General features: G+C 42.7%; 15 protein-coding genes. 4 read left to right on the top strand and 11 right to left on the bottom strand.

Annotated elements, in window-relative coordinates; all coding sequences use genetic code 11:
• Positions 1-193: 193 nt before the first annotated feature.
• The 5 genes from EDD70_RS12645 to EDD70_RS12625 form a co-directional block, all read right to left on the bottom strand.
• Positions 194-859 (bottom strand): M48 family metallopeptidase, encoded by a 666-nt coding sequence (locus EDD70_RS12645; protein WP_242943186.1) that lies wholly within the window; start codon positions 857-859, stop codon positions 194-196.
• Entirely contained in the window at positions 859-1,527 is a 669-nt protein-coding gene (locus EDD70_RS12640; protein WP_092755934.1) for a lactate utilization protein, read from the bottom strand. Before EDD70_RS12640 ends, EDD70_RS12645 begins: the two co-directional genes overlap by 1 nt.
• Positions 1,528-1,547: 20 nt before the next feature.
• Positions 1,548-2,282 (bottom strand): elongation factor P 5-aminopentanone reductase, encoded by a 735-nt coding sequence (gene ymfI, locus EDD70_RS12635; RefSeq protein WP_092755932.1) that lies wholly within the window; start codon positions 2,280-2,282, stop codon positions 1,548-1,550.
• A gap of 202 nt (positions 2,283-2,484) precedes the next feature.
• Positions 2,485-5,016 (bottom strand): hypothetical protein, encoded by a 2,532-nt coding sequence (locus EDD70_RS12630; RefSeq protein ID WP_092755930.1) that lies wholly within the window; start codon positions 5,014-5,016, stop codon positions 2,485-2,487.
• Positions 5,013-7,109 (bottom strand): efflux RND transporter permease subunit, encoded by a 2,097-nt coding sequence (locus tag EDD70_RS12625; protein WP_092755928.1) that lies wholly within the window; start codon positions 7,107-7,109, stop codon positions 5,013-5,015. Before EDD70_RS12625 ends, EDD70_RS12630 begins: the two co-directional genes overlap by 4 nt.
• Positions 7,110-7,342: 233 nt before the next feature.
• On the opposite strand from EDD70_RS12625, the gene EDD70_RS12620 reads away from it, so the two are divergent.
• On the top strand, positions 7,343-7,936 hold the full coding sequence (locus EDD70_RS12620) for a TetR/AcrR family transcriptional regulator (RefSeq protein ID WP_092755926.1): 594 nt from the start codon (positions 7,343-7,345) through the stop codon (positions 7,934-7,936).
• Between the two features lie 132 nt (positions 7,937-8,068).
• Here EDD70_RS12620 and EDD70_RS12615 read toward each other — a convergent pair whose 3' ends face one another.
• Positions 8,069-8,311, bottom strand: a complete 243-nt coding sequence (locus EDD70_RS12615; RefSeq protein WP_092755924.1) for a helix-turn-helix domain-containing protein — start codon at positions 8,309-8,311, stop codon at positions 8,069-8,071.
• Positions 8,312-8,467: 156 nt separating this feature from the next.
• Between EDD70_RS12615 and EDD70_RS12610 the strand changes: the two genes are divergently transcribed.
• A complete protein-coding gene (locus EDD70_RS12610) occupies positions 8,468-8,707 on the top strand; it encodes an AbrB/MazE/SpoVT family DNA-binding domain-containing protein (RefSeq protein WP_092755922.1) in 240 nt (79 codons plus the stop codon).
• 63 nt (positions 8,708-8,770) lie between these two features.
• Here EDD70_RS12610 and EDD70_RS12605 read toward each other — a convergent pair whose 3' ends face one another.
• Positions 8,771-9,022, bottom strand: coding sequence for a helix-turn-helix domain-containing protein (locus EDD70_RS12605; protein WP_092755920.1), 252 nt, complete (start codon positions 9,020-9,022; stop codon positions 8,771-8,773).
• A gap of 122 nt (positions 9,023-9,144) precedes the next feature.
• Here EDD70_RS12605 and EDD70_RS12600 point away from each other — a divergent pair, with 122 nt between their 5' ends.
• Positions 9,145-9,384, top strand: coding sequence for an AbrB/MazE/SpoVT family DNA-binding domain-containing protein (locus EDD70_RS12600; protein ID WP_092755918.1), 240 nt, complete (start codon positions 9,145-9,147; stop codon positions 9,382-9,384).
• A gap of 150 nt (positions 9,385-9,534) precedes the next feature.
• Here EDD70_RS12600 and EDD70_RS12595 read toward each other — a convergent pair whose 3' ends face one another.
• Positions 9,535-10,725 (bottom strand): coenzyme F420-0:L-glutamate ligase, encoded by a 1,191-nt coding sequence (locus EDD70_RS12595; protein ID WP_092755916.1) that lies wholly within the window; start codon positions 10,723-10,725, stop codon positions 9,535-9,537.
• Positions 10,726-10,925: 200 nt separating this feature from the next.
• Between EDD70_RS12595 and EDD70_RS12590 the strand changes: the two genes are divergently transcribed.
• Positions 10,926-11,813 (top strand): LysR family transcriptional regulator, encoded by an 888-nt coding sequence (locus EDD70_RS12590; protein WP_092755914.1) that lies wholly within the window; start codon positions 10,926-10,928, stop codon positions 11,811-11,813.
• Here the strand turns inward: EDD70_RS12590 and EDD70_RS12585 are convergent.
• The 3 genes from EDD70_RS12585 to EDD70_RS12575 all read right to left on the bottom strand — a co-directional run bounded on the left by EDD70_RS12585 (position 11,766) and on the right by EDD70_RS12575 (position 14,571).
• A complete protein-coding gene (locus tag EDD70_RS12585) occupies positions 11,766-13,109 on the bottom strand; it encodes an MATE family efflux transporter (RefSeq protein ID WP_092755912.1) in 1,344 nt (447 codons plus the stop codon). The genes EDD70_RS12590 and EDD70_RS12585 overlap by 48 nt on opposite strands.
• A gap of 193 nt (positions 13,110-13,302) precedes the next feature.
• A complete protein-coding gene (locus tag EDD70_RS12580; protein WP_242943172.1) occupies positions 13,303-13,605 on the bottom strand; it encodes a DUF6506 family protein in 303 nt (100 codons plus the stop codon).
• Positions 13,606-13,620: 15 nt separating this feature from the next.
• Entirely contained in the window at positions 13,621-14,571 is a 951-nt protein-coding gene (locus tag EDD70_RS12575) for an AEC family transporter (RefSeq protein WP_162840925.1), read from the bottom strand.
• Positions 14,572-14,578 lie beyond the last annotated feature (7 nt).

The raw sequence follows: 14,578 nt of genomic DNA, 5'->3' as shown, positions 1-14,578 counted from the left end.
CGAATCATCATTACTTTGCACTTCTGTTCATCCTTTCATATGAATGATTGTTCATATGTTTATGATATCATTCGTTCTTTCTGATGTCAAGGTTCTAATTTATTTTTTATTGTAAAAATTTACACACCTAAAAAGCTCAGATTTTATATTGTATGCTAACAAAAAAGAACAGACACAGTCGTGCCTGTTCTTTTTACTGCCAATTTTGTACTGCAAGCTGCCGATGCAGCTCTTTTAATATTTCTTCACGCCGTTTATAATCGGGCAGAACCCGTTTTACCAACTGCCAAAATGCAGCAGAGTGGTTGTGCTGCCGGATATGTGCCAACTCATGTACCACCACATAATCCACTGCATCGGGGTGAGCAAGAACCAAACGCCAAGAAAAATTCAAACTGTTTTTGCCCGAGCACGAACCCCAACGTGTGTGCGCAGAACTTATTTTAACCGCACTGGGGGCAAGCCCCATCACTTTACAGTAGTATTGCACCCTCTTGGTAAGCTCATCGTGCGCCAAAGAGCGATAAAGCTTAATAACAGCGCTGCGCACGGTATCAAAATCACCTTGCGGAACCAAAAAGCTTCTGCCGTTGAACTCTGCATTTTTACATTCTGCATATGTAACAGGGTACTCTTTGCCAAGCAATGGCAGCGTATCACCAAAAGCAAAGCTGCTGCGCTTTTCCAGCTGCTCGCGCATACGCGATTGATGCGACACAATCCAGTTTTGTTTTTGCTGCACGAACGCATCAATTCGGCATTGTGCCAACCGCAGCGGGGCACGCACTTCAACTTCTGCCTGAGGTGTAACATAAATCGCAAGCGTTTTGCGCTTGGAGCGAACAATCTTGTATTCCATCAATAGCCCAGTTCTTCCCCCACGAAAACCACTTTTATGCGGTTTTTGATACGCTGCTGTGCACACACCACATAGGTACAGCAAATTCTGCCTTCGCTGGAACATCCTGTTGTAATGAAATCGTTGCCCTTTGCAAATGCTGCACATTCGCCTTTTTCGTGGCAATAGGTGGCACAATTTAGGCGTTCGCAGTTGGCGGGGGCTGCAATGATTTTCACACGCAGAGCAGCTTCCTCTAAATTTTTGCACAATTTGTTGTAGCCAACCACCATAATAACCGATTGGGGGCCAAATACAATTGCCGCAGTACGGTTGCCTATGCCGTCTACATTGTAAAGTTCACCGTTTTCGGTAACTGCGTTGCTGCTGCACAAAAATGCATCGGCAAAAAATGCTTCGCGCTGTACTTTGGGTTTATCTTCGGGTGCGCAGTTTTCACGGTCGTACAACTGGTAACGCCCGCTACGCAGCAGGTCCACCACTCCGCTTTCTACCAGTGATATCGAACCACCAAACGATACCGAACAGCCGTCTTTCAGCAGTTCTGCCACCTTAGCAGGTACATCTTTTTTATGCTCAACATAAAAACCCATCATATTGTTTTTTTCCAGTGCCGCAATGGTTTTGGCAATTCGCTTTTCCATAACTAGTTTTATGTTTTTATCCATCTATTTCGCCCTTTCTATGATTATATAACCAACCCGCCGTTGGGGCTGATAACTTGCCCTGTAATAAAATCCGCCTTATCGGATGCAAGAAAATAAATCAGATTTGCAACGTCACTGCATTTACCGATAACGCCAAGCGGGGTTTCTTCTTTGAGTTGTTCCATGGCATCGGCAGTAAGTGCCGCATTCATCTCGGTATCGATGACACCGGGGGCAACACAGTTTACCTGAATATTCGACAAGCCCAGTTCTTTGGCAAGTGCCTTGGTAAACCCAACAACCGCTGCTTTTGCAGCGGAATAATGCACTTCGCAGCTGCCCCCTGTAATCCCCCATATACTGGATAGATTGATGATTTTGCCCGCATGATTATTAATCATATCGCGTACCACGGCTTGCGTGCAATGGTACATTCCTTTCACGTTTACATCAAACATACGGTTCCAATCCTCTTCGGTTATTTCGGTAAACAAACGCTGCTGAGCAATGCCTGCGTTATTTACCAAAGCATCTATTGTACCAAAATGGGATTGCACCTGATGCACCATACTTTGTACCTGCTGTGCCTCCGCAATATCTGCCTGCACAACCATTGCAGAGGCACCTTGTGCCTTTAATTCGGCTTCAAGCGCCAGAGCACGGTGTTCGCTATGGTTATAATTTATTGCAACATTCCACCCCTGCTCGGCAAATAGCCGTGCAGTATCTGCGCCTATTCCGCGCGAAGCACCTGTTATCAAAACTGTTTTGTTCAACTTGTCCCTCTTTTCTCAAACGAGATGCGCCGTTTTTCTAAAAAACTTGCCTCGACCTATTTGTACCCAGTATAACACGCAGGTTTCATCGAAACAAGCAGTATCACAAAGTATGCAAAAACACCGATGCAGAAATTACGCACCGGTGTTTTGCAAAAGAGAGATGCGGTTTTTAACCCGCTGGATTTGCTATATATTTCTTTTATTTTTGGAACAAACCTTTAATTTTATCCCAGAAGCTCGATTTTTCTTTTTCGATTACTACAGCCTTTTTCTCCTCTTCTTTTGCCTTAATCTCTTCTGTCTTCATAATAAACTTCACACTGGTATCGGCACCATGTGGCGCACCTGTATAGGTAGTAAAGCCTTTTGATTCATTTGAGATTGCCTCTTTGATGTGGATTGCCTGCTTGAGGTCATCGGTAAGGTCGGTTACCTCATCGGTCAGCTCATAAATACCATCGATTTGGAATTCTTCCACGCCGTCGCTCAGTTCTGCGGTTTTATCCTGCAGTTCTTGTGTGGCATCTTTAAATTCGTCAATCGCGCTGCTTATTTTCAGCTCGCCCGAGTACAGCTTATCCAAACCTTTTGTCAATTCATCGCTGCCTGATGATAACTTTTGCATAGTTTCGATAGGATTTGCAAGTACTTTTTTAAATTCGGGGTTTTTATCAATCGCCGCTTGGACTTGTGGGTCGGTGATAACATCCATTACCGGTTGCAGTGTTACAAGTATTGCTTGGCTTTTACCTTGAATATCGGTTAACATTTTTGCCGTTTTATCAAAGCCCATACCAAATTTTTCATTGCAAATTTTTTCAGCTACCCCAGTAACTACTGCAGACGTAACAGGTTTGGCTAACCCGCAAATTGCTTCAATTTGCTCATCACTCAATGCTTTTATAGCCAAAATACCATTCACGCCTAAAGTTTTTATAAGTTTTTCTGCCATATTATTTTGGAGGTCTATCTGCTCTTCTTCTGCACTTACATAGTCGCCTAGTATGCGCACGTTTCCCGCAGGTGCTTCCTCGCTGAACGTCATAGCGGTACTGTTAGCGGATGTATCTTTTTGTTCTGGTTGTTTTTCTGTTTCGTTCTGCTCGGTTTTTGGCTGTACAGTATCCTGTTCATTGGGTGCAGGTGCAGCGTCTTTTTCAGTAGTGTCCTGCGTTGCGGTATTGGTTTGTTTTTCGTCAGAAGCACCACTTTGTACGTCTTCTTTATCTGTTTTTACATCGTCTTTTTGTTCGGTTGAAGCATCTGTTTTTGGCTCTGTTGTTTTGTTTTGGTCGGTAGGTGTTTCAGGCTGAGTACCTTGTTCGGTTTTAGTGATACCGTCTTCTACATTATCTGCTTTATCATCGGGTACCGATGGCTGACCTTCGGGTTTTACATTGTGGGTATCATCAGCCATACCCGGCAAAGGCATATTTTTAATCTGGTCAAGAGCCTTTTTTAATTGTTCTGCATTGGCTGCCGCAATCCCTTCGCTTAGCACATTAAGCTCAGGCAGTGTAGCTTTTGATAGTTTGCCTAAAAGCTCCAGCTCATCTTTTGTAAAGATTTCGGGGTTTTCTTTTTGTATTTCAGCAAGCTGTTTTAGTGCTTTGTTCAGCGCTGCCATTTTTTGTGGGGGAACAGCCGCCACAACACTTTGTACACCATTGAGTTTGCCGACAAGGCTGTTGATTGCTTTGTAAGCATCACGGAAGCCTTCGTGGAAATCTTGATATTTATTGCGGAACGTGCGCATATTGTCGTTAAACTCCACACCCGCATCGGCAAGCAGCAAGGTACCGTTGCGCAGTTCATCGGTTGCGTCGTTGAGGTCATCAATGCCATCAAGCAATTCATCTATATCGCTTTCCAGGTCGTTATCATCATCGAATAAGTCGCTGTCGTTGGCAGCAGCAACCATGATGGAGGGCAGACGGAAATTCTGTGCATGTGCGGTAACCACAAACTCATCGGTCAGCTTATCTTTAATATCACCGATTTTGTCATCAAGCAGACCGTCAAAACTGTCTTTCAGCCCGGGAACCGTGACAAAAGTAATGAGTTGGTTGGTTGATTCGTTCATGATGATACCGTCATCTGCTTTTACGTTGCTGAAGTTTTCTTCGGGCAGGTTAAGCAAAAGTGTTGTCAAAAACACCGGTGCAATGGGGCGCTCTACGCCGTCTATCACTTGTTTTTTGGTATATGCATTAGAAACTTTAACGTAAATTTCTACCTCGCCGCTTTTACCTGCAAGTTCTTCGCCTGTAATCTCCTCGCCGTCGAGTTTATAGGTTACGCTCACGTTAACAGGCAGGGGTTTGTCGGTAGTACCTTGATAATACACATCTTTATCGCTGCTGTTCCAAGTGAGTTTGCCGTCTTTAAACTCGGGCTTTATAGCACTTTTCAGGTTCTTAATATCGTTGAGTATGCTGATATCCTGCACACCGTTCAAACCAATATCACTGTGCAGCCAGCTGCTGACAATTTGCTTTTTCACACTGCCGTCGCTGTTTAATATTACAAAGACGCTTTCATCCTTGGTAAGCCCTTTTCCGCTGTTATTCTCTTTTTTAATATCTGCGGCGGGGGTTGTTTCGGTCAATGCCGTATCTGCGGGCTGTGCTGTCTTACCTGTTTTTGCATTGTTGAGTGCCCATACAGTCTGTGCACCAGCCAATGCAACCGCAAGTGTAATGGCACATACCTTTTTTAATTTGTTGTTCATTGTATAGCTCTCTCCTTACTTGGTTTCTCCGGTTTACCGAGGAAGTGAATGCTTGTTTTTTCAATCAGCTTGCCAAATACAATTAAAATTGCAGGCATTACCAACAGAATAACCACCATGCTGATGATTGCACCACGTGCCAGCATCAGGCATAAGCTTTTGATCAGTTCAATTTTAGAAACCAGCGCAACACCCATGGTTGCCGAGAAGAACGAAAGGCCGCTGGTGATGATGGACTGCGAACTGGTTTCCGCCGAAATCCGCACTGACTCCAGGATTCCATTGCCTGCACGGCGTTCTTCTTGAAAGCGGGTGGTCATCAAAATAGCGTAATCCACCGTTGCGCCCAGCTGAATTGTTCCGATTACGATACTCGCGATAAATGGGATTGTATTGCCCGTAAAGTAAGGTATACCCATATTAATCATAATCGCAAACTCAATTGCTGAAACAAGCAACACAGGAATTGAGATTGATTTAAATACAATTGCAATAATTAAAAATACAACCGCGATAGAGGATATATTTACGTTTTTAAAGTCTTGATCGGATACTTTAACCAAGTCGTTTGTGAGCGCGCCCTCACCCGCAATTACTGCGTTTTTATCGTAACTTTTAATCAGCGCATTGATGTCATCAAGCTGCTTGCTTAGTTCTGGTGTGGCGGGCTTCATACTGGTGTTTACCATAAACATCTTTTTGCCACCCTTGGCAAAGCTGTCTTTTACATCATCGGGGATAAACTCTTCGGGGATACCCGAACCGAGGAATTTTTCGTAGGCAACCACACTCGTAATGCCGTCCATCTTCTCAATCTGTTTGCAAATATCTCTGATTTGGTAACCCTCAACGCTGTCATCCAATATAACAAAGTGGCTGGTTGCCATATCAAACTGCTTTTTCAGTTCGTTGGTACCCATTACCGATGGCAGGTCGGCAGGGAGCGAATCGGTAAGCGTGTAATACACATCTGCTTTGCTTTGTGCAATAGCAAACGGAATAAACAGCAAAACAGAGAAAAACAGCACTGATTTATGATATTTTGTTACAAAAGCACTGAGTTTGGTAAGTTTTGGTATAAACGTGCGGTGTGTATATTTATGAATGGGTTTATCGAAAAACAAAATAAGTGCAGGCAAAATGATAACGGTGCTGAGAACACCCAGTACAACACCTTTTGCCATAACAATGCCGATATCGGCACCAAGCGTCAGGCTCATGGTACACATGGCAAGAAAGCCTGCAATTGTGGTGAGGGAACTGCCTGAAATGGAAGTAAAGGTGTTTACAATCGCATGAACCATTGCATCCTCACTGTTCATTCCGTTTTCTTTTTCCTCATCGTAACGGTGCAGCAAGAAGATTGAAAAGTCCATGGTAACACCAAGCTGCAATACTGCTGCCAAAGATTTTGTAATGTAGCAAACCTGCCCCAAAAAGATATTGGTACCAAGGTTGTAAGCAACGGCAAACCCTATGCCTGCAATAAAGATGAAAGGCACCAGCCAAGACTTCATCCCAAGCATGAGTACAATAGCCGAAAGCACTACTGCAACTACAACATAAAACGGCATTTCACTTTCAGCTAAGTTTTTGGTATCTGCCACGATTGCTGACATACCGCCCATAAAACAGTTTTCTTTCAGCGTTGCATTAATTTGTTCAAGCGCTTTCATCGTGCTGTCCGACGCGCTTTTGTCGGTAAAGGTCACCATCATCATGGTGGCGTTTTCGTTGTAATAAATCGAGCTTATTTCATCCGGCAGCATCTCAGGGGGTACCGATGCATCAAGCACATTATCCTGCCAGAGAACCTTATCAACACCCGGTATTTGTTCAAGTTGTTCTTTCAGTGCCAATAGGTCGTTTGTTTCCATATTCTCTATGGTAACCATTGCCGTGCCAGCCATATTAAAATCATCTTCAAGGTATCCCTGCCCTATCATCGACTCCAAATCATCAGGCAGATAGGTTAAAATGTCGTAATTAACGTAAGTACCTATATACCCGATTGCGGATGGTACCAGAAGTGCCACTGCAACAATAATAATAAGCACCCTGCACTTAACAATCCATCTTGCAAGTCGTTCCAAAATCGTCATCTCCCCTGTTTTTCTCTTTGAACAATGTTTGCAATTATGAAGCAAATCGTTATCAATGACCAATAGTCATTCATTGTTTACCATTATATTCGTCTTATGACTATTAGTCAATTGTTAAAATGACCAACAGTCACTGCTAATTAAGGCTTAATTTTGTGTATTGACTGATAGTCATTTTAATGCTATGCTTTTTACAGTAACTAAAGTAAGGTGGAGATATCGGTATGGCGCAGAATATGAAACAGCAAAAAAAAGAAAAAAAGCAAAGCCTTGTTGATGCATCTTACGATTTGTTTTTAAGCAAAGGCTTTAACAAAACATCGATTGATGAAATTGTGAAGAAAGCAAATGTAGCTAAAGGCACATTTTACCTCTATTTTAAAGATAAGTCTGATGTAATGGAAGATATTATGCTGCGCTTAAGTTGCCGCGTGCTTTGCGATGCATACAACAGCATGAAAAAAAACTCCACAGGCGACTTTGTGGAGGATATGATTGCAATTGTAGATTATATAGTCGAGTATTTCAAAAAAAACAAACTTGTACTGAAAATGGTTAAAAAAGATTTTTCTTGGCCATTGATACGCGAAAAAATATTTTACTCGCAATACAGTGAAGTAAATAAAATTTTAGAAGAATGCTTTAAAAACCCTTATTTTGCAGGCCATAGTCAGGATGAAATTTTTAAATTACTGTTTGTGATTATAGAAATATGCGGTTCTATCTGCTACACCTCCATCATCAATGGTCAACCCGATACCATTGACAACATGAAGCCATTTTTGTATAAAATTATAAGAAAAATACTAGAAGTGTAATTTTTAGTCGAAAATTACAGATAAATGGATTGCAAACAAAAAAACACAGTGGACAAACATGTTCGCTGTGTTTTTTTATTTCATCAGTTCATTGTCACTAACATTCCAGGCTCTGCACATAATGCCTATAGTTTATTTTGTTCTGTCGTCGGTTAGTCCCAATAACCAACAAACTCCAACCTTTAGCGTTTGTGCTATTGCAACCAATTCCACATCATAAACTCTTCGTTTGTTTTGCTCTATTTTTGATAACATGGTGGCATCAAGACAAATACCCAGTAATTGCAATCTTGCTGCCAAATCTTCTTGCGTAATAATTGGGTTGCTGTTTTCTCGTGCCTGCCTTAACCGTTTGCTAATTAAGTTTTTAAACATGATATCAACTCATAAAATTAATATTATTTTCTGTTCCCACTATTTTTTATTGGCTTTTATTTTACAAATTATTTTTATACTTGCGATAATCGCAACTATAAAACAACTGCTTACGATATAATTATACATAAAATAACAGTTTAGGAGGTTTTTAGTTTGAGAATTGTTGCAACGAGAAAAATTGATGAACTGGGCAGAATTATGTTGACAAAAGAATTGAGAGAGACAATGAATTGGAAAACGGGAGATAGCCTTAATTTAACCTGTACCAAAGAAGGTGTTTTGCTCTCCTCCCCCCAGCAAGCCTGTATCCTTTGCGGCGGCAGTAATGATTTACTTACACTGAACGAAAAACCAATTTGCCGCCAATGTATTCAAGCAATACAGCACCTGTAAACGTAAAAAAGCTTCGGAAGTTTTTCCGAAGCCTTTTATTATCTCAATATCTACTTAATACAGCTATTCATGGTTCATTAGTTCACCATAACTCACGTTTAGCGCCCTACATAAAATATCTATTTCAATGTCAGTAACAAATCGCTCTCCGTTCTCTACTCTTCTAATAAAATGGTTATCTACGTCATATCCCATAATCTGTATTCTTTGCGCCAACTTTCTTTGAGAAAGCGGTGGTTTTTGTTTTAAACGTAGCGCTTTTAAATTTTTACCGCAAAGGTTGTTTGTCCCATCAGGTGCTTTTATCTTAAACATGGCAAAACTCCTTAAAATTTGATAAATAGTGTTTACCATGTTTTAATTTTAATGTATAATAACACGTAAAGTGTTTAATAGTGTTCAACACTTAAAAATTATGTAAAGGCAGGTGAATAAAATTGGTTACAAGTACAACGCGTAAAATTGATGAGTTGGGCAGAATTATGTTAACAAAAGAATTACGAGAGGCAATGAATTGGAAAGCAGGAGACAGCCTAAATCTATCCTACACCGGTGCCGGAGTGTTGCTCACCACATCGCAACCATCTTGTATCTTCTGCGGATGCAGTACAGGTTTATGTGAACTTGATGGCAGACAAATTTGCTGTAACTGCGTTAAGAAAATTCAAAACCTGTAAACAAAAAAGGCTTCGGAAACATTTCCGAAGCCTTTTGTTATGCGATTATTCGTGCAAATTCTATTCAACTTACATGGGGTGCTGCCAACGTTTCTATACTCGTACTACAACACCTTATTATTTGCACTAACCTATCCTCAGCTTACCCGCTTAGTCGGTGTAGTTATCGAAATAGCCCTGAATAAGCACAATGGGTGTACCTTTGTCGCCGCTGCCGGTGGTAAGGTCGCACAGCGAACCAAGCAGGTCGGTAATACGACGGGGGGTAGTGCCTTGTGTCTCCATACTGCCTTTCAGTGCTGCTGGTTTATTCTTAATAAACTTAGAAATCGCCTCTTTTAATTCATCGCCTTTGAGGTTTGCAAAATTATTGTCTGCAAGGTATTTCAGTTTCACTTCGTTGGGGGTACCAACCAAACCGTCGGTAAATGCGGGTGATACAACGGGGTCAGCCAGTTCCCAAATCTTGCCTACAGGGTCTTTGAAAGCGCCGTCGCCGTACACCATTACCTCAACATGTTTGCCGGTTGCCTGCATTACGCGTGCCTGAACCTCGGTAACAAAATGCTCGCAATCACGCGGGAACAGCTTTACCGTCTCCTCGGTTGCTTTGTTCGAGCCAAGCAGACCGTAATCCGCATTATAACCGCTGCCGTTTACCGATGCGGACATGATTTCGTCCATACCCAGTACAATTTCACCGCCTGCCGCTTTGAGCAAACGTTTGGTGCGGGCACGTGTATGGATATCGCAAGCGAGAACGTTTTTAGTATAATTCAAGATGGTTCTTGGCGCATTTGCAAATACAAATTCAACCTCTGCGCCTTCTTCTTGGCAAAGGGATTTATAGTATTCTACATAGTCAACACCGGTAAAGGTGTGGGGGTTACTGCCGAACAATTCGCGGTATTTTGCCTCAGACAGCACATCTGTCCAGGGGTTTACACCCTTTTCATCAAGCAAGTCAAGGTCTACAAGATGGTTGCCTACTTCGTCGGACGGATAGCTCATCATGATGTAGATTTTTTTTGCACCTCTTGCAAAACCGCGCAGGCAGATAGCAAAACGGTTACGGCTCATAATGGGGAACAAAACACCAAATTCGCCACTTGGGAATTTTGCTTTGATATCCGCAGCAATTGCATCCACGGTAGCATAGTTACCCTGAGCACGGGCAACAACCGCTTCGGTAACACCGATAACATCTTTGTCGTTGATGGGGAAGTTTTCATTTTTTGCAGCATCCAAAACAGAACTAACCACAATATTTGCCAAATCGTCGCCTTCACGAATGATGGGCGCTCTGACACCGCGAGATACCGTACCAACAGCTCTTGACATGATGATTCCTCCAATTACAGCAAACGCCGTTTGTTATTTACCCAAAAGGGCTTTTATTTTTTGTTGCGAGTGGTTTTTATAACCAAACACAATTGCAATTTCGACCAAAGTTATTATAATATAAATTGAGATATAAGTAAAATTAGTATTTATCTTATTTAATATAAGTTTTACTAATGGCATAAGACAAGGAGGCAGTTATGCTGATTAATTTGGAGCTTTACAGAGTATTTCGCGAGGTAGCAAGCTGCGGCAGTTTTTCGCAAGCGGCGCGCACTTTATTTATTACGCAGTCGGCGGTCAGCCAATCTGTGCAGCAGTTGGAGCGGCAGCTGGAACGCAAGCTGTTTACACGCAGCAGCCGAGGGGTTACTCTTACGCCGGAAGGCAAAATGCTTTACGAGCATATCACGTCGGCACTGAACATTATAACATCGGGTGAAGAAAAGCTGGAACGCATGCGGCATTTGCAGGCGGGCGAGCTTTCTATCGGTGCGGGTGACACCATTTCAGAGCATTATCTGCTGCCCTATCTCGAACAATTCCACAGCAAATACCCCGAAATCCGCCTCAAGGTAATCAACCGCACCAGCGGACAGGCACTCGATTTGCTAAAAACAGGCGCCATCGACCTTGCGTTTGCCAATCTTCCGCTCAATGAGCCTGAAATCACGGTAAAAGAATGCATCCAGGTTCATGATGTGTTTGTAGCTTCAGAAAAATTTAACCATTTTAAAGGGCGCACGCTAGAAAGCTGGGAGCTTGCCAAATGCCATTTAATCATGCTGGAGCGTTTAAGCAATTCGCGACGGTATGTCGACAACTTTTTTTTACAAAACGGTGTACCGCTTGAGCCTGAAATTGAGCTTGGTGCGCATGACCTTTTGCTCGAATTTGCTCGCATCGGGTTGGGTATTTCGTGCGTTATCGAGGAGTTTTCATCTGAATACCTGCAAAGCGGCAACTTATTTGTGCTAAAACTGAAAAAGCCTGTACCGCCGCGTTCCATTGGGTTGTGCTCACTCGCAGGTGTGTCGCCGTCATTCGCTGCCGAGCGTTTTATGCAGCTCATACCCGCGATGCTTTAAGCTTAAAAAAAGGCATACCAAGCTAACCCCCAAAGTAATCAGCTCGGTTAACGGTATTGCCAGCCATACCCCGGTCATCCCATAAAAGCGCGGTAAAACTAATAAAAGCGGCACAACAACCGCAAACCCGCGCATTGCCGATATGAGCAATGCCTGCCGCGGCTTTGCGATACATGCTAAAAATGCAGACATAACGATATTGATACCCATAAATAAAAATGCAATAAAATAGATGCGCATCCCATATGCTGCAATTTCTGCAAGCTGTAAATCGCCCTCACCATTAAACACTGCAACAATGGGGGATGTAAACAATGTGCCGACAAAATAAAATACAACCCCCAATACAACAGCAACACCGCTTGACGCCAACAATACTTTTTTTATGTTGGCGGTATTTTTTTGCCCAAAATTCAGGCTGACAATGGGTTGAATGCCCTGTGCAACGCCTGTGAACATAGCAATGCAAATAAGCGCAATGTTTGTAATAATACCGTAAGCGCCCACACCGGTATCGCCTGAAATGCCTAAGATGATAAAATTAAACAACAGCATAATCAAGCCTGTGCTCACCTCGTTGATAAATGCCGGCACACCCGATAGAATGATGTGGTTCAGCTCGGTTACCTTGAAACGGCTGCGGCACAAAGCAAAGCTGTTTTTCTTACAGATAAAATGAATGGACAACAAAGACATACTGATAATCGGTGCAAGCCCGGTAGCAAAAGCCGCGCCAAACATCCCCATCCCGCAGGGGTAAACAAAGAGGTAATCCAAAACAATGTTGCTGACACTTGCGGACAGCATTGCTGCCATAGCAAGATGGGGGTTATTATCGTTGCGTACAAAGCACACCAAAATATTATTCAGTATAAATACTACCGAAAACGACAGAATCGTTTTGAGGTAAGTATCTGCCAACGGGATGATTTGCTCGGAAGCACCAAGCATAATTACAATTTGTTTTGAGAAAAACACACCTACTACGGTAAACAAAATACCTGCAAACAAAGCAACATAAAGTACATCCATAAATATTTTACTACCCAACGTGCGGTTACCCTCACCCACTGCTATCGAAAAGCGTGTTGCACCGCCAATACCAAGCATCAGCCCCGTACCGTTAACCACGCTGTACACAGGCAAAACAAGGTTTAGCGCTACAAGCCCACTGCTGCCCACACCATTTGCGATAAAAAAAGTATCTGCCAAAATATAGAGTGATAACCCCAGCATACTGAGTACATTGAGTGAAACATAGCGGGCAAATGTTTGGTAGATATTTTTCTGATTCATAAAAAACCTCCTAAAAATACAAAAAAATCGCCAGGTCTGTCCTATCCACAGGCCTAACGATATTCCTACTTTTCTCATTACCGATACAACAACCCGGCGGTTGTTACATCCGAGACTTATTTGTTTTTTAGGATTATACCATATCGGCATACATTCGTCAAATTCCTACAGATTTCTGTCTGTTTCTATGCGGTCAATTACCAAAGAAACTATAAAACAGCTCATCCTGCTCGGGTAAATGCGTAACAAAGCCAATTGCCATTCTGCCGTCGGTAAGCGCAATAAGTTCTTTTGCTCGCTCTTCGCCAAATGCTCCGCAAACTTCCAAAGCACCTACGCCCATGTTATCCAGCTTTTTTACTGCCTCGTACGCTTGTTCAAAACTGCTTACCGTTACAATGTAGGTATCCATACCCTGTGTTTCAAAATGCGCGCAATGCTGTGCAGGATTATACTGCGCACCCAGCAACATAAAAGCATATTTTTTCTTTTCCACTTTTAGTCCTCCTCGTTACAATATACCAAATACTGTCAGCAAATACAAACCACCCAACAATGTAAACATCGAAAGGATGGTAGACACAAACACCATCTGCCCCGCAAGCTCTCCGTCATGCCCCATACTGTTTGCCATGACGAAACTAGATATCGACATCGGTGCCGACACCAGAATGAATACGGCACCCAGTTCCCTGCTGTTAAAGCCCATCCAAAATGCCAATGCCATTACCGCCAGAGGGAATATTACCAGTTTTATGCCCACCGCCACCGCAATGGGTACCTTGTTTTGGCGCATACTGGGCAGGCGGATCTGTGCTCCGAGCAAAATCAGCCCAAATGTTGCACCAATACCCCCGATACTGGAAACTGTGTCTGTTATAATATGGGGCAGCGGAATGCGCAGAAGTGCAAACGGAACTGCAACAAGCGTACCGATCACCAAGGGGTTTTTAAATATTTTAACTAAAATGCCGCCCCAATGGATTTTGCGTTCGTCTTCTTCATCGGAGAAGACAGAAAGTGTTATAACGCCAAGGATATTGTAAAGCGGAATGGTGTATGCCATCACCAGCGAGGTTGGCCCCATACCCGCTTGCCCAAACATATTATAAGCAAGCGGCAAGCCAAGTAAAATCATATTGCCGCGAAAAGCACCCTGTATTACAATACCGCACTGGCTTCTGTCTTTAAAAAAGTGCGGCATAACCATAGATAAAAGCAGCACTGTGCCCACATGAGTAATCACCACAAACAAAACCAGTTTTGGGTTAAATACCGTAGAGAAGTCGGAGTTGTAAAGGTTCATGAATAAAGAACAGGGTAAAACCACATAAAATAAGATATGGCTGCCCACTTGGATAAAGTTGTCGTTGGTGATGTGCATTCTACGCAAAAAACAGCCAAGCCCAACTAGTGCAAAAATAGGGACAATAATGTTCAGGCACGTGAGTAAATTCTGCATGTCCTCC

This window comes from Hydrogenoanaerobacterium saccharovorans (assembly GCF_003814745.1).
Classification (GTDB): Bacteria; Bacillota; Clostridia; order Oscillospirales; family Ruminococcaceae; genus Hydrogenoanaerobacterium; species Hydrogenoanaerobacterium saccharovorans.
Note: the sequence above shows the minus strand (reverse complement) of the source record. Positions and strands in the feature narration are given on the sequence as shown.